Raw genomic sequence first — 16,236 nt, 5'->3', positions numbered from 1 at the left:
CTCAGCCTTTTAAACTTGCTGTGCGTGTGTTGATCGGGCGTCGTGCAGTGCTCGAAATGCTCACGTACTTTGTGTACGCTCCGCTTTCTGTGCGCTGGACTTCACCCGCTGAACACGCGCTCGCGGCGTTTAAAGATCGAGTTCATTCTTCTTAAAAAAGAAATCACTCTGGCACCCCGTTGAGAACGGATGTCATTCTAGAGATTAACGGCGCGATGCGATAGTCCGATTAACTGTCCGGTGGCGCAAACCAGGCAGATTTAAAGTCGAACCAGCCGAGGGTATTCATGCGTACGCCGCGCATGCTTCGTTGCCCCTGCAACACCAGCCAGTGATGGAACAGCGGGTGGATCTGATGGCTGACTGTCTGTTTCTGACTCCATTTCGCCATCGACAAATTGCCCGCGTGCCACTGCGCGGCGTCCTCTTCCATTCCTTCACTGAAGCAATGTTTCGCCAGCGGCAATTCATGGAAATGCGCAAACAGTGAGAATTCCAGCGGCAGGGTAAAGTTGGCACTGCCGAGCCACAGATCACTTTTGGCGTCGCCGCGGTGCCAGACGGCGTAATCCACCACCTGAATGATCAGTTCGATGCCTTCCGCCGCCAGCAGCGGTTGCAGGGCATTACAAATTGCCTGATGTTCAGAATGCTCGCCGTAGAAGGTCAGGGTCACCTGTGTCAGACCTTGCGGTCGGGGCGGACGCGGCTGCGGGGCTTTATGGTGCCAGCGCGGCAACAAGCCATACGCCGGAGACCAGTAGCGCTGATAAATCGGTTCTGCATTGTTCAGCAGGGCGATGGGATTCAGTAAATCGCACAACCACTGGCGCGTTGCATCGCATTGTCCGACCGGCGAACGCTGGTCAAAAAGCAGGAAATAGCAGCCTTCTTCCAGACGACTTTCCAGCTCACTTTTGCCGGATTCATCGGCCTGAAGCTGTACGCCGGAATGCACCAGTTCTTCACTCAGTTCCGGCAGCACCCAGATATTCACTTCGTCTATCAGCGCCCGGAAGCCAAAATACTCATCAAAGGCGCGTATGCGCAGTTGTGTTTTAAGATTACGCACCACAGCGTAAGGGCCGGTACCGACCGGATGACGGGCAAAATCAGGCAGGGATTGCCATTCCTGCGGCAGGATCATCGCGTGGATATTGCCGAACAGCCACGGCAGCCAGCGGTCAGGGGCATTCAGATGGATATCAATGACATTCGGCGTGGGCGTGGTGACCGTTTTCAGGTTGCTGAACAGCGGATGGGCGGTCAGGCGGGTGAACGTGGCGATGATGTCGGCCATCTCCAGTTCACGGCCATGATGAAAATGAATGGCCGGACGCAGATAAAAACGCCAGTGCAACGGAGAAATTTCCTGCCAGTGATGGGCAAGATCCCCTTCTACTTCCCCGTTTTCCTCATTTATGCGTGTCAGGCCGCTGAAAATTTGCCGGGCAATATGCGTTTCTGAACGGCGTAACATGGTGCCGGGCAGCAGGTTAATCAGCGGGCGGTAATACAGCACGCGCAGAATATGTTTACCCTGACGGAAGCTGCGTCCGAGCTGGGACAGCAACATCTGACGCACCCGATCCTTATCGCCGACCAGTTGCACCAGCTGATCAATCCGGTCCTGTTCCAGCAGCTCTTCGGCGCGCTGTTGCTGGAGAGCCAGCCCGGTATACAGGAATTTCAGCGTGGAACGTTTGCCGCGTCCGGCTTCGGCATCCCATTGCAGCCAGCCCTGTTCCTGCATGGTACTGAGCAAGGATCGCATATGTCTGCGTGAACAATTGAGAACCTCAGACAACGCCTGCAACGTGGTTTCGGTTTCTTCACCGTGGCAGCTTTGCCACAGGCGGATGAACTGCTGTTGCAAACGGGACGAGGACATAAAAGAGGAACTCCGTGGGCGATCTTCATCAATTTATCTTTCCTCATAATACTCCGATACTGTTTCTCAACGAAAGCCTGTTGTGAATGACCGGAGGTCAGCATGAAACGCAGTCTGAACGCCCGTTTTTACCAGCGTTATTTTGAAGCCATTAAGAGGAACGCCTCTAAAAATCATGCTGACTGGTTGTCCTGGGTGCCGGTGCAATACCGCCTGGATATTTTGTCCCGTCTCACGCAGTGGGATTTAGATTCTGTGGATGAAAAAGACTATCGCCAGCATTTGTAATCCGGCTCATGGCAGGCCCGTCAAAATTCGATTTTCTGAGTAATGGTGTAATGTCACCAGCCAGTGAGGAAACTCACTGGTTTTTTTACACGCTTTTTTTGTTCATTCCCCAGAACTTCCTGAAACTTCGCTACACTGTCTGTCTTGTTTTATGGGCTTTCATTTCTCAGGGACGGCGTCATGTCAAAACCTCGTATTAATGCCATTTATGTCACCTTTCTGGTGGTGTCTTTGCTGTGTGGTATCGCGGGAGCGTTGCAGGCGCCCACACTCAGCTTGTTTCTGACCAATGAAGTGAAAGTCCGGCCAATGTGGGTCGGTCTGTTCTATACCGTCAATGCGGTGGCCGGGATTGCCATCAGTTTCCTGCTGGCCAACCGTTCGGATAACAAAGGTGACCGGCGAAAACTGCTGATGTTTTGCTGCCTGATGGCGCTCGGGAACAGCCTGGTTTTCGCCTTCAGCCGTGATTATCTGGTGCTGATCACCGTCGGCGTATTGCTGGCGGCGATAGGGAATGCATCAATGCCGCAGTTGTTTGCGCTGGCGCGTGAACATGCCGACCGCTCCGCCAGTGAAGTGGTGATGTTCAGCTCAATGATGCGTGCGATGTTGTCGCTGGCCTGGGTGCTCGGCCCGCCGCTGTCATTCATGCTGGCGCTGAATTACGGTTTTACTCCGATGTACCTGAGCGCCGCCGCCGTGTTTGTCGGCAGTATTCTGATGATCCTGTTTTTCCTACCGTCGGTGCCGCGCCTCGAACAACCGGTGGATGAAAAAGTGGTACACGTCAGCGCCTGGCGCAACAAAGATGTGCGTCTGCTGTTCTTTTCCTCTTTGCTGATGTGGACCTGCAATATCATGTATGTCATTGATATGCCGTTGTACATCACCAGTGATTTAGGTTTACCGGAAGGGCTGGCAGGTTTGCTGATGGGGACAGCCGCCGGGCTGGAAATCCCGGCAATGTTGCTGGCAGGCTATCTGGTGAAACGTACCGGCAAACGTAAGCTGATGCTGTATGCCGTGGCGAGCGGCGTCATTTTCTATGCCGGACTGGTGGCGTTTCAGTTCAAGGCGGCGCTGATGATCCTGCAACTGTTCAATGCGATTTTCATCGGTATCGTGGCGGGGATCGGCATGCTGTATTTTCAGGATCTGATGCCGGGCAGGGCGGGGTCAGCAACCACATTGTTCACTAACAGCATTTCTACCGGTGTGATTTGCGCTGGTTTGTTGCAGGGCTTTATCGTGGAGAACTTCGGCCACTTTCCGGTCTACTGGGCGGCGACTGTGCTGGCGGTGGTGGCGCTCGGGCTGATGTATAAAGTCAAAGACGTCTGACATAACCCGTCGCTTTTCAGATAAAGAAAAACCCGCAAATCCGCGGGTTTTTTTATGCTCAGTCTCCGGAAATTACTGCATAAACGCAGGCTGGTTCTTCTCGTAGCCGGAGATATTTTCTTCGTGCTGCAACGTCAGGCCGATGCTGTCCAGACCGTTGATCATGCAGTGACGGCGGAAGCTATCGATGACAAACGGATAGCTTTTATCGCCCGCTTTCACGGTTTGCGCTTCCAGATCTACTTCGAACTGAATGCCTTCGTTGTTTTTAACCAGTTCGAACAATTCATCCACTTGCGCTTCGCTCAGGGTGATCGGCAGCAACTGGTTATTGAAAGAGTTACCGTAGAAGATATCGGCAAAGCTTGGCGCGATCACCGCATGGAAGCCGTAATCGGTCAGCGCCCACGGCGCATGTTCACGGGAAGAGCCGCAACCGAAGTTTTCGCGCGCCAGCAAAATGCTCGCGCCTTTATAGCGCGGCTTGTTCAGCACGAAATCAGGGTTTGGCACCTGGCCGGCATCGTCCAGAAAACGCCAGTCGTTGAACAGGTGCTGGCCGAAACCGGTACGGGTGACTTTCTGTAAAAACTGTTTCGGGATAATGGCATCGGTATCGACGTTAGCTGCATCCAGCGGAACCACCAGACCGATGTGTTGGGTAAATTTAGCCATGGTGTTTTCCTCAGTTCAGTTCACGGATATCAGCGAAACGGCCAGTGACCGCTGCTGCCGCAGCCATTGCCGGGCTGACCAGATGCGTGCGCCCGCCACGACCCTGACGGCCTTCGAAGTTACGGTTGCTGGTTGACGCGCAACGTTCGCCCGGTTCCAGACGGTCATTGTTCATCGCCAGACACATTGAGCAGCCCGGCAGACGCCATTCGAAACCGGCTTCGATAAAGATCTTATCCAGGCCTTCTTCTTCGGCTTGTGCTTTTACCGGGCCGGAACCTGGCACGACAATCGCCTGTACGCCGTTCGCCACTTTACGGCCTTTGGCAATGGCTGCCGCAGCACGTAAATCTTCGATACGGGAGTTGGTGCAGGAACCGATGAAGACTTTATCGATCGCCACGTCGGTCAGTTTAATGCCCGGTTGCAGATCCATATACGCCAGCGCTTTTTCAGCAGAGGCACGTTCTACCGGATCGGCAAAGGAGGCCGGATTCGGGATGGTCTGATTCACCGCCATGACCTGACCCGGATTGGTACCCCAGGTGACCTGTGGCGCGATTTCAGAGGCATCCAGCGTGACAATGCTGTCGAACGTCGCGCCATCTTCGGTTTTCAGGGTTTTCCAGTATTCAACCGCCGCGTCCCAGTTCTGATCTTTTGGTGCGAACTGACGACCTTTCAGGTAGGCAAAGGTGGTTTCATCCGGCGCAACCAGACCGGCTTTTGCGCCCATTTCGATCGCCATGTTGCACAGGGTCATACGACCTTCCATGCTTAAGGCTTCAATCGCTTTGCCGCAGAATTCCACCACGTGACCGGTACCGCCTGCGCTGCCGGTTTTACCGATAATCGCCAGAACGATGTCTTTCGCCGTGATACCCACCGGGGCATCGCCGGTCACTTCGATTTTCATGGTTTTGGCGCGACCCTGTTTCAGGGTTTGCGTTGCCAGAACGTGTTCCACTTCCGACGTCCCGATACCAAAGGCCAGTGAGCCAAACGCACCGTGCGTGGCGGTATGGGAATCGCCGCAGACAATGGTCATGCCCGGTAAGGTCATGCCCTGCTCAGGGCCGATAACGTGAACGATGCCCTGATACGGGTGATTCAGGTCATACAACTGCACACCGAATTCGGCACAGTTTTTGATTAATTCCTGCATCTGGATGCGTGCCATTTCGCCGCTCGCATTGATGTCTTTGGTTTGCGTGGACACGTTATGGTCCATGGTCGCAAAGGTTTTGCCCGGCTGACGCACCGGACGGCCCATCGCACGCAGACCGTCGAATGCCTGCGGCGAGGTCACTTCGTGAACCAGATGGCGGTCGATGTACAACAATGGCGTTTCGTTTTCCGCTTCGTAAACCACGTGGGCATCAAACAATTTCTGATACAGCGTCTTGGCCATGTTATGCCCCTTCTTTCACAAAGCGGGCAATGATATCGCCCATTTCACTGGTACCCAGCGCCTGCTGGCCGTTAGCCAGATCGCCGGTACGGTGACCTGCTTCCAGTACTTTATTGACGGCCTGCTCGATGGCGTTGGCCGCGTCATCCGCACCCAGGCTGTAACGCAATAACAGCGCAGCAGACAGGATTTGGGCAATCGGGTTAGCAATATTTTTGCCCGCGATATCCGGTGCGGAACCGCCCGCAGGTTCGAACAGACCAAATGCCTGCTCATTCATGCTCGCGGAGGGCAACATACCCATGGAACCGGTGATCATCGCGCATTCGTCGGACAGGATGTCGCCGAACAGGTTGGAACACAGCAGCACGTCAAACTGAGACGGATCTTTAATCAGCTGCATGGTCGCGTTATCGATGTACATGTGGCTCAGGCTGACGTCCGGGTAATCTTTGGCGATTTCGTTAACCACTTCGCGCCACATGATCGAGGTCTGCAAGACGTTCGCTTTATCGATGGAAGTCACTTTGCTGCGGCGTTTGCGCGCAGATTCAAAGGCAATGCGGGCGATACGTTCGATCTCAAAGCGGTAATACACTTCGGTATCAAAGGCTTTCTCGTGCATACCCTGACCTTCGCGGCCTTTGGGCTGACCGAAATAAATACCGCCGGTCAGTTCACGCACACACAGAATATCGAAACCTTTTGCGGCGATGTCAGCACGCAGCGGGCAAAACTCTTCCAGTCCCTGATACAGACGGGCAGGGCGCAGGTTGCTGAACAGTTTGAAATGTTTGCGCAGTGGCAACAATGCGCCACGCTCAGGCTGATCGTTAGGGGGCAGATGTTCCCATTTCGGGCCACCGACCGAGCCGAACAAAATCGCATCCGCCTGTTCGCAACCGGCAACGGTCGCTTCCGGCAACGGGCTGCCGTGTTTGTCGATGGCTGCGCCACCGACATCGTATTCGCTGGTGGTGATCTTCAGGCCAAAACGCTGACGTACTGCTTCCAGAACTTTATATGCCTGGGCCATAACTTCCGGGCCAATTCCGTCTCCGGGTAAGACGGCAATATGATGGGTCTTGCTCATGTTCACACCGTTTCCTGATTATTTTGAATGTTGTTGTGTTGCTGACCTGCCTGCTGCAAACGTTGTTTTTCAATCTCAACTTGTTTGCTGCGCCAGATGTTATTCAGTACGTGTACCATCGCTTTTGCGGAGGATTCGACAATGTCGGTCGCCAGACCAACACCGTGGAAGCGGCGGCCATTGAAGGAGACGACGACGTCGACCTGGCCCAGTGCATCGCGGCCCTGTCCTTTCGCACTCAGCTGGTATTTCACCAGTTCAATCTGATAACCGGTGATGCGGTTGATGGCCTGATAGACGGCATCCACCGGACCGTTGCCGGTGGCGGCTTCGGTGATGATTTCTTCGCCGCAGGCCAGATTGACTGACGCGGTCGCGGTAATTTTGGACCCTGACTGCACGCTGAAATTATCCAGACGGTAGAATTCAGGCTCTTCCTGCTGCTTATTAATGAACACCAGTGCTTCTAAATCGTAGTCGAAAACCTGCCCTTTTTTGTCGGCCAGCTTCAGGAATGCGGCATACAGATGATCCAGGTTGTAATCGGCTTCTTTGTAGCCCATTTCTTCCATACGATGCTTAACGGCAGCACGACCGGAGCGGGAGGTCAGGTTCAGCTGCACCTGATTCAGTCCGATGGATTCCGGGGTCATGATTTCGTAGTTTTCGCGGTTTTTCAGCACGCCGTCCTGATGAATGCCGGAGGAGTGCGCGAAGGCGTTAGAACCGACAATCGCTTTGTTGCCCGGGATCGGCATGTTGGTGATTTGGCTGACAATCTGGCTGGTGCGGTAGATTTCTTTATGATTGATGTTGGTGTGCACGTTCATGTAGTCGCTGCGGGTGCGGATCGCCATGATCACTTCTTCCAGCGCGGTATTCCCGGCACGTTCACCGATACCGTTCAGCGTGCCTTCCACCTGACGTGCACCGGCCTGAATAGCCGCGATGGAGTTACCGACCGCCATGCCCAGATCGTCGTGGCAGTGTACGGAGATAATCGCTTTATCAATGTTTGGAACGCGCTCATACAGATTGGTGATGATGCCGCCGAACTGCACCGGGGTGGTGTAACCCACCGTGTCCGGGATATTAATGGTGGTCGCACCGGCTTTGATCGCGGCTTCTACCACGCGACACAGATTATCCAGCGGCGTACGACCGGCATCTTCGCAGGAGAATTCCACGTCGTCGGTGTAATTACGGGCGCGTTTCACGGAATGCGTGGCCATCTCCAGCACCTGATCAAACGAACGCTTCAGTTTGGATTCAATGTGCAGGGTTGAGGTCGCCAGGAACACGTGGATACGGAAAGCTTCTGCAACGCGTAAGGCTTCGGCAGCGGCGTCGATATCCCCATCCACGCAACGGGCCAGACCGCAAACACGGCTGTTTTTAATCTGGCGCGCAATAGTTTGTACAGACTCGAAATCGCCGGGAGAAGAGACCGGGAAGCCGACTTCCATCACGTCAACGCCCATTCTTTCCAGCGCCATTGCAATTTGAATCTTCTCTTTAACACTCAGGCTGGCTTGTAACGCCTGTTCACCGTCACGCAGCGTGGTATCGAAAATAATGACTTGCTCGCTCATGGGTTGTTCCTTGTCTGCTTTTATTTTCGCGCCCTGCGGGGAGGTAAAAAAAAACCCGCGCATCGGCGCGGGTTTATTGTCTGTGGAAGTTGAAATCAGTTCTGATTTTCGCCCACTGGCTTACCGCGCAAATTTTCTGCGTTGAGTAGTAGGCCTAGGAGACGGGTCATCATGAACATGTGTTTTCAGCTTCTCGTAATGGGTGGTCAGAACGGATATCGTTCAAACAGTGCTTAAAGTGATACGGGAATGTGTGCGGTATGTCAACCTTCGCTGTGTGGAAATTCCGGAAAATCGCTAAGATGACATTTTGTTTCATTTAGCATAAAACACTGGCTAATAAAGTGCTTGCCGGGTGAAGATTTTCTGCGCGAAGCGGAACAAAAAACACAAAAAATAGAAAGCGGTTTGGGCTAAACGAATAATTTGTCTTTGTAATACAGGTAATTGGAGATGATTTAGTCGGGCTTAATTTATTATTCATTTTTTGCATGTTGTTTCTATAAATATTTTAATGTCTTATATCATCACTTTTATGGAGAGAAATGAAGTTTGTATTACCGGTTCTGATTATTAAATCGATTTAGATTATCTCCCTCCTTAAATAACAGCATGAAAATGTGCGCATTTTATCTGTCGGTCTTTCTGCTCGCCCGATGTCATCTCTGTGCCGTATTTATAAATCAAATAATTAAAGGTAATCACTCTTATTGAGAATGAAATGCCTTCGATGGGGAATGTCATGTCCGATACCTCTACTGAAAACCCAGCAAAAGTTGCTGAAACAGAAACACATCTTCGCAATGTCGATTTAAATTTACTCACGGTGTTTGATGCCGTGATGCAATTGCAGAATATTACCCGCGCGGCGAATATGTTGGGCATGTCCCAGCCTGCGGTAAGTAATGCCGTTGCCCGTTTGAAAGTGATGTTTAACGATGACCTGTTCGTCCGCTTCGGGCGCGGGATCCAGCCGACAATGCGTGCGCGTCAGTTGTTCGGGCCGGTCAGACAGGCTTTGCAGCTGGTGATGAATGAACTGCCGGGGGCGGGTTTTGACCCTAACGTCAGCATGCGTCAGTTTAATGTGGCAATTTGCAGCCCGCTGGATAAACGTCTGACCACGCATGTGTTGAATGCGGTAGAGGCATTGGCGACAGGCGTCAGCGTTAAATTACAAACCATCGTTAATGACAATATTGAACATCAGCTGCGCTATCAGAATATAGAATTTATGATCAGCTATCGTAAATTTGAACGTGCGGATTTTTGTAATCATGAATTATTTAATGATGAGCTGGTTCTGGTTGCTTCACAACATCATCCGCGCATCAGTCCGCACATGTCTGATGAAAAATACATGAAAGAAAAACATGCGGTCATGATGCTGGATCGTTTTTATTCTTTCAGTTCGTCTTATTACGACGACCCGGAATTACACTCGTTAATTGCTTATCAGGGCACTGATCTGGTGAGCGTAATGGAAGTGGTGTCGAAAACCGATATGGTTGCTCTGGTGCCGCGCTGGCTGGCGCAGGCGAATGCCGGCATGCTCAGTCTTTCCGTTATCCCTTTGCCGTGGATGAAAAATAATCTGACCTGCTACCTTTCTTGGCATGAATCCTCCAGTAAAGATAAAGGCAATATGTGGATGAAATCCTTATTAAGCCAATGTGTCGTCTCCCTCTAGTCCGACACTGCTGAATGAAAGCCGTTTTTACTTCGGAATGCGACCAGGTAAAAACGGCTGGTTAAAATCCCCTTTGTAGTTTTTTATCCTGCATGGTTTTTGCACCTCGTTAAAGCCATGTGGGTTTTTTTCGCCGCCAGAAAATGACGGTGTGACTGAATGGAAGCCTGCCTCATCCCCCACAATTTCATTTCACCGTGCAATATTTGCCGGTAGACTGCGTTAAATCTTTGTAACAGAGCAATGCAGTCAGCGCCCCCTTTTCTGACTGCGCTGAACGCCGGTATAAACGCGCAATGAATCCAACCTTAAATGACTATCATCTGATTACCCGTTTTCGCCAACAAGTCAGTGCCCGTCCTGAGCAGACTGCGTTTCGCGAATGGTCGCCCGTGGCGGAAACCGCGCTGACCTGGCGCGAGCTTGGCGAGAAAGTCGATGCGCTGTCCGACGTATTATTGCAGGAGCAGGTGGGCGTTCAGGAACGGATCGCGATTTGCGGCAATAACGCGATGGCATGGGCGATGGCGGATCTGGCGATCCTGCAACTGCGTGCGGTTACCGTGCCGGTCTATGCCACCAATACGCCTGCTCAATCCGCCTATGTGCTCAATGACGCCGACATCCGCATTATGTTCGTGGTCGGACAGAAGCAATATGACACGGCGGTGGCGTTGCGTGAGCTTTGCCCGCAGCTGAAACATATTCTGGTGCTGGATAACGATGTCGATTTGCGGGGTGTGCCGATTGCCCGCCATGTGTCTGGCCTCATTCCTCAGGATGCGGCGCTGGCCGCGGAGCGTGAAGTCCGGGTCAATGCCTGCGATCTGAGTGATCTGTTTACCCTGATCTACACGTCGGGCACAACCGGAGAGGCGAAAGGTGTGATGCTGGATTACCGCAGTATGGCGACGCAACTTAAGCAACATGAAAAGCGACTGAGCATTACGGACCGTGATATTTCCCTTTGCTTCCTGCCGCTGGCGCACGTGTTTGAGCGCGCGTGGAGTTTCTTTGTCATGCATTGCGGCGCACAAAATGTTTTCCTGCGTGAAACGGATCGGGTGCGTGATGCCTTGCAGGCCATCAAACCCACTGTGATGTGCGCCGTTCCGCGCTTCTATGAAAAGGTGTTCAGCGCCATCCATGACAAAGTCGCCCGCGCCGGAACGATCAAAAAACGCCTGTTCCACTGGGCGGTCGCACAGGGAAAAGAAAAGTTTTTAACCGAGCGCCGGGGTGAGCGTTACCCGTTCTGGCTGGCCCCCGCCCATTTTCTGGCCGACAAGCTGGTACTGAAAAAATTGCGTGATTTACTTGGCGGTAATCTGCGATTCCTGCCCGCTGCCGGTGCGAGTCTGGATGATAATGTCATCCTGTTTTTCGAGTCTGTAGGGCTGAAAATCAAATACGGTTATGGCCTGACTGAAACCTGCGCGACGGTTACCTGCTGGGAAGAAAACGACTTCCGCTTTGGTTCTGTCGGCACCGCCTTGCCTGAAATCGAAGTGCGCATCGGGGACGAAAACGAAATTCAGGTTCGTGGCCCGACATTACTGCGCGGCTACTTCAATAAGCCCGAAGAAACGGCGGCCAGCTTCACTGCTGACGGTTGGTTTAAAACCGGTGACGCCGGGAAAATGGACGCGCAGGGAAATGTGTTTATCACCGAGCGGCTGAAGGATCTGATGAAAACCTCGGGCGGAAAATACATCGCCCCGCAGCGTATCGAAGGCACGCTGGTGCAGGACCGCTATATCGAGCAGGCCGCGGTGATTGCCGATGAACGGCATTTTGTCTCAGCACTGATCGTTCCGGATTTTGATGTGCTGAATGTTTATGCCCAGGCGCACCATATCGATTACTTCAACCGTGAAGGGCTGGTGAAAAACGAACAGATCCTTTCACTGTTTGCTCATCAGTTACGTGAGATCCAACATGATCTGGCGGGCTTTGAGCAGGTCAAAAAGTTTGTCTTATTGATCAAACCTTTCACGATGGAAGCGGGGGAACTGACCCCGACCCTGAAGTTGCGCCGCAAGATCATCTTCAGCCGCTACCAGAAAGAAATCGAACAGTTGTACCGCGAGTAATTCTCCCCCCGTAGTATCCCGTCTTTGCCTTGCAGATCACCGGTGAACATGTGTTGACCGGTTTTCCTGTCATCGTGATGCCCGTCACCGACATAATTTAATACTGTAATTTTTCCGGCCTTCCTGATATTTCTGACTGGTTAGCGTACGCAGGCAGTGTTTTGTTCCGACCGGAAGAATGAAGGCAGTGCGAGCCGATAAAAGGCGCCGTGGCGGCATTTTTTGGCGTTTGCCTGACTCCGGTTCTGACGCTAAGGTACTGAGTTAGATTCTTGAACGCCAATAAGAACAGCAGGGTTTTGTGAGCCCGATAGAAAGTCATAAAATTCAGCGATTTATCTTTAAATCGTTGCTGATAGAACAGCTAGCTGAAACAAAAGTCATCCTATAGAAGAAGCAAAAAGCCTGGAGGCAAAACCATGGAGATGTTGTCAGGAGCCGAGATGGTCGTCCGGTCGTTAATCGACCAGGGCGTTAAGCACGTATTCGGTTATCCCGGCGGTGCGGTGTTGGATATCTATGATGCCCTGCATACGGTCGGTGGGATAGATCATGTGCTGGTGAGACATGAACAGGGTGCTGTTCATATGGCTGACGGTTATGCGCGTGCCACGGGAGACGTGGGCGTGGTGCTGGTGACCTCCGGTCCCGGCGCAACCAATGCGATCACCGGTATTGCCACGGCTTATATGGATTCCATTCCGCTGGTGGTGCTATCCGGCCAGGTACACAGTTCACTCATTGGTTATGACGCGTTCCAGGAATGCGACATGGTGGGGATTTCCCGCCCGGTGGTGAAACACAGTTTTCTGGTAAAACGTGCGGAAGATATTCCGACAGTCCTGAAAAAGGCGTTTTATCTGGCGTCAACGGGCCGTCCGGGTCCGGTGGTGGTCGACCTGCCAAAAGACGTGGTGAACCCGCAGGTTAAACTCCCTTATGCCTATCCGGAACAGGTCGCGATGCGCTCCTATAACCCGACGGTGCAAGGCCATCGCGGGCAAATTAAACGCGCGGTACAAACCCTGCTGGCGGCGAAAAAACCGGTGCTTTATGTCGGCGGCGGTGCGATTAATTCTGAGTGTGACGCTGAACTGTTACAGCTGGCGGAAAAACTTAATCTGCCGGTCACCAGTTCGCTGATGGGGCTGGGTGCGTTTCCGGGCACTCATCGTCAGAGCCTCGGTATGCTCGGCATGCACGGCACTTATGAAGCCAATATGGCGATGCACAACGCAGATCTGATCTTCGGTGTGGGTGTGCGTTTTGACGACCGTACCACCAACAATTTGGCGAAGTACTGCCCAAATGCCACGGTGATGCACATCGATATCGACCCGACGTCGATTTCCAAAACGGTGAATGCAGATATTCCGATTGTGGGCGATGCGAAGCAGACGCTGGTTCAGATGCTGGAACTGCTGGCACAAAGCGATGAGAAGCAGGAATTCGGTGCGCTGCGCGACTGGTGGCAAAATATTGAGAACTGGCGCGGGCGCGAGTGCCTGAGCTACGACAAAAATACCGGCACCATCAAACCGCAGGCGGTGATCGAAACGCTGCACCGTCTGACCAAAGGTGATGCCTACGTGACCTCCGACGTCGGCCAGCATCAGATGTTTGCCGCGCTGTATTACAAATTCGACAAACCTCGTCGCTGGATCAACTCCGGTGGCCTCGGCACGATGGGCTTTGGCCTGCCGGCTGCACTGGGTGTGAAACTCGGCCTGCCGGAAGAAACGGTGATTTGTGTCACCGGTGACGGCAGCATCCAGATGAATATTCAGGAGCTGTCGACCGCGCTGCAATATGATTTGCCGGTGATCGTGGTGAACCTGAACAACGGCTACCTTGGCATGGTGAAACAGTGGCAGGACATGATTTACTCCGGCCGCCATTCACAATCCTATATGCAATCCCTGCCTGATTTCGTCAAACTGGCGGAAGCTTACGGGCATGTGGGTATCGCCATCCGTTCTCCTGAAGAACTGGAAAGCAAACTGGCGCTGGCGCTGGAACAGAAAAATCGTCTGGTATTTGTTGATATCAGCGTGGATGAAACAGAACACGTTTACCCGATGCACATCCGTGGCGGTGCGATGGACGAAATGTGGTTAAGCAAAACGGAGAGGACCTGATCATGCGCCGGATTTTATCAGTATTACTGGAAAACGAATCGGGCGCGTTGTCCCGCGTAGTCGGCCTGTTCTCTCAGCGTGGCTACAACATTGAAAGTCTGACCGTTGCGCCAACCGATGATCCGACCCTGTCACGCATGACGATTCAGACCGTCGGCGATGCCAAGGTGCTGGAGCAAATCGAAAAGCAACTGCATAAGCTGGTGGATGTTCTGCGCGTCACGGAACTGGTGCAGGGCGCTCATGTTGAGCGTGAAATCATGCTGGTGAAGGTACAGGCTTCCGGCTATGGCCGTGAAGAAGTGAAGCGTTCCACCGAGATTTTCCGTGGACAGATCGTGGATGTTACGGCGACGCTTTACACCGTTCAGCTGGCCGGAACCAGCGACAAGCTTGACGCATTTTTAGCCAGCATCCGTGATGTGGCTGAAATCGTGGAAGTGGCACGTTCCGGTGTGGTGGGTGTTTCGCGCGGCGACAAAATCATGCGCTAAAGCGTAAATAATCAGCAAGATGTGAAATTTTTCTGATAGATGAAAGCCCGGCTCCTGAGCCGGGCTTTCTTTTTTGCGCCTCAGGTGAAGCGATTCGGTAAAACACCTTGCCCGGCAGGGGCTTCTGCGGTTAGATAAAGCATTATCTTTATTAAGGGGTTTTCTCAGTGAAGCTGGATGAGATCGCGAGGTTAGCGGGCGTTTCGCGTACAACGGCCAGTTATGTGATTAATGGCAAAGCGAAGCAATATCGTGTCAGCGATAAGACAGTCGAAAAAGTCATGGCTGTCGTGAAGGAACATAACTATCACCCGAATGCGGTGGCAGCGGGCTTACGCGCCGGTCGCACCCGTTCTATTGGCCTGGTGATCCCTGATCTGGAAAATACCAGCTACACAAAAATCGCCAACTTTCTGGAACGTCAGGCGCGTCAGCGTGGCTATCAGCTGCTGATCGCCTGTTCGGAAGATCAGCCTGACAATGAAATGCGCTGCATCGAGCATCTGCTGCAACGTCAGGTGGATGCGATCATTATTTCCACGTCGCTGCCGCCGGAACATCCTTTCTACCAACGCTGGGCCAATGACGATTTCCCAATCATCGCGCTCGACCGCGCGCTGGATCCTGAGCATTTTATCAGTGTGGTCGGTGCCGATCAGGAGGACGCACTGATGCTGGCGCAGGAACTGCGAACCTTCCCGGCTGAATCGGTCTTGTATCTGGGCGCATTGCCGGAGCTTTCCGTGAGCTTCCTGCGTGAACAGGGATTTCGCCAGGCCTGGGCTGATGATCCCCGTCAGCCGAAATACCTTTACGCCAATGCCTACGATCGCGAATCCGCTGCGGTGGTGTTTGCTGAATGGCTGAAAACCAATCCGATGCCACAGGCGCTGTTCACCACTTCATTCCAGCTGTTGCAGGGTGTCATGGACGTGACGCTGAAAACGGAAGGGCGGTTGCCGGTCGATCTGGCGATTGCCACGTTTGGCGATAATGAGCTGCTCGATTTCCTCGAGTGTCCGGTTCTGGCGGTGGCGCAGCGTCATCGCGATGTGGCTGAACGTGTGCTGGAGCTGGTACTGGCCTGTCTCGATGAGCCGAAGAAACCGAAAGCCGGGCTGACCCGCATCCGGCGCAATTTGTTCCGCCGCGGGCGTCTGAGCCGCAAATAATCCGCCGACGGGGATTCATCCGAATGCCCGTCTCTTTTCCAGCGGCGAGTGACGTTTAAACCAAACGAATAAAGTGTCTTACCGGGGGTGATAATCAAATACGAAAATTCCCATAGGCGTTCCGTGGGTAATTTAGGAGCATTCCCAGCATGCTGAATTATTAACAAATGTTTTCTCCTTTCCGTGGCTGATATAAACCTTCCCATCAATTTCTAAAATACGTTAATGCTCCCCGCAAAAGTGCTGTAGAATTCCTCGCTTAATTTCCAACAGTCCGGGTTTACTGCGGTGCTGATGGCTTTTTAAACTTCCTTCAGGGCTTATGCCGTGCGGGTTGGCAGATAAAATGATGATG

At 52.8% G+C, this 16,236-nt stretch carries 12 protein-coding genes; 7 read left to right on the top strand and 5 right to left on the bottom strand.

All coding sequences use genetic code 11. The features are described from left to right. Positions 1-229 precede the first annotated feature (229 nt). Positions 230-1,891, bottom strand: coding sequence for an HTH-type transcriptional regulator SgrR (sgrR, locus tag J9880_RS04275; protein ID WP_095924631.1), 1,662 nt, complete (start codon positions 1,889-1,891; stop codon positions 230-232). Positions 1,892-1,993: 102 nt separating this feature from the next. Here sgrR and sgrT point away from each other — a divergent pair, with 102 nt between their 5' ends. Together sgrT and J9880_RS04265 are read left to right on the top strand one after the other, a co-directional pair. Further along, positions 1,994-2,179, top strand: coding sequence for a glucose uptake inhibitor SgrT (gene sgrT / locus J9880_RS04270; protein ID WP_095924632.1), 186 nt, complete (start codon positions 1,994-1,996; stop codon positions 2,177-2,179). Between the two features lie 180 nt (positions 2,180-2,359). After that, on the top strand, positions 2,360-3,523 hold the full coding sequence (locus J9880_RS04265) for an MFS transporter (protein WP_095924633.1): 1,164 nt from the start codon (positions 2,360-2,362) through the stop codon (positions 3,521-3,523). A 72-nt stretch (positions 3,524-3,595) separates the two neighbouring features. Here the strand turns inward: J9880_RS04265 and leuD are convergent, their stop codons facing one another. From leuD to leuA, 4 genes are read right to left on the bottom strand one after another with little or no spacing between them, the layout of a single operon-like run. Then, positions 3,596-4,198 (bottom strand): 3-isopropylmalate dehydratase small subunit, encoded by a 603-nt coding sequence (gene leuD, locus J9880_RS04260; RefSeq protein WP_119822518.1) that lies wholly within the window; start codon positions 4,196-4,198, stop codon positions 3,596-3,598. Positions 4,199-4,208: 10 nt separating this feature from the next. Further along, positions 4,209-5,609, bottom strand: a complete 1,401-nt coding sequence (gene leuC, locus J9880_RS04255) for a 3-isopropylmalate dehydratase large subunit (protein ID WP_119822519.1) — start codon at positions 5,607-5,609, stop codon at positions 4,209-4,211. Position 5,610: 1 nt separating this feature from the next. Next, positions 5,611-6,702: a 3-isopropylmalate dehydrogenase gene (gene leuB / locus J9880_RS04250; protein ID WP_095924636.1), complete on the bottom strand. Its 1,092-nt coding sequence runs from the start codon at positions 6,700-6,702 to the stop codon at positions 5,611-5,613. Between the two features lie 2 nt (positions 6,703-6,704). Next, positions 6,705-8,294, bottom strand: a complete 1,590-nt coding sequence (gene leuA, locus J9880_RS04245) for a 2-isopropylmalate synthase (protein ID WP_095924637.1) — start codon at positions 8,292-8,294, stop codon at positions 6,705-6,707. A gap of 742 nt (positions 8,295-9,036) precedes the next feature. On the opposite strand from leuA, the gene leuO reads away from it, so the two are divergent. The 5 genes from leuO (at position 9,037) to cra (ending at position 15,881) form a co-directional block, all read left to right on the top strand. Beyond that, positions 9,037-9,984, top strand: coding sequence for a transcriptional regulator LeuO (gene leuO, locus J9880_RS04240; protein WP_095924638.1), 948 nt, complete (start codon positions 9,037-9,039; stop codon positions 9,982-9,984). Between the two features lie 296 nt (positions 9,985-10,280). Further along, complete coding sequence (locus J9880_RS04235; protein ID WP_131694291.1) at positions 10,281-12,077, top strand: AMP-dependent synthetase/ligase; 1,797 nt, start codon at positions 10,281-10,283, stop codon at positions 12,075-12,077. Positions 12,078-12,496: 419 nt separating this feature from the next. Beyond that, on the top strand, positions 12,497-14,215 hold the full coding sequence (gene ilvI / locus J9880_RS04230) for an acetolactate synthase 3 large subunit (RefSeq protein ID WP_232770127.1): 1,719 nt from the start codon (positions 12,497-12,499) through the stop codon (positions 14,213-14,215). Positions 14,216-14,217: 2 nt separating this feature from the next. Continuing rightward, the gene (ilvN, locus tag J9880_RS04225) at positions 14,218-14,709 is read left to right on the top strand and encodes an acetolactate synthase small subunit (protein WP_013577020.1); all 492 of its coding nucleotides are present in this window, start codon (positions 14,218-14,220) and stop codon (positions 14,707-14,709) included. A 167-nt stretch (positions 14,710-14,876) separates the two neighbouring features. Continuing rightward, a complete protein-coding gene (gene cra / locus J9880_RS04220) occupies positions 14,877-15,881 on the top strand; it encodes a catabolite repressor/activator (protein ID WP_113876342.1) in 1,005 nt (334 codons plus the stop codon). Positions 15,882-16,236 lie beyond the last annotated feature (355 nt).

Source organism: Rahnella victoriana (genome assembly GCF_021276285.1).
GTDB classification, from domain to species: Bacteria; Pseudomonadota; Gammaproteobacteria; order Enterobacterales; family Enterobacteriaceae; genus Rahnella; species Rahnella victoriana.
The sequence above is the reverse complement of the archived record's forward strand: the minus strand, read 5'-3'. Positions and strand labels throughout refer to the sequence as shown.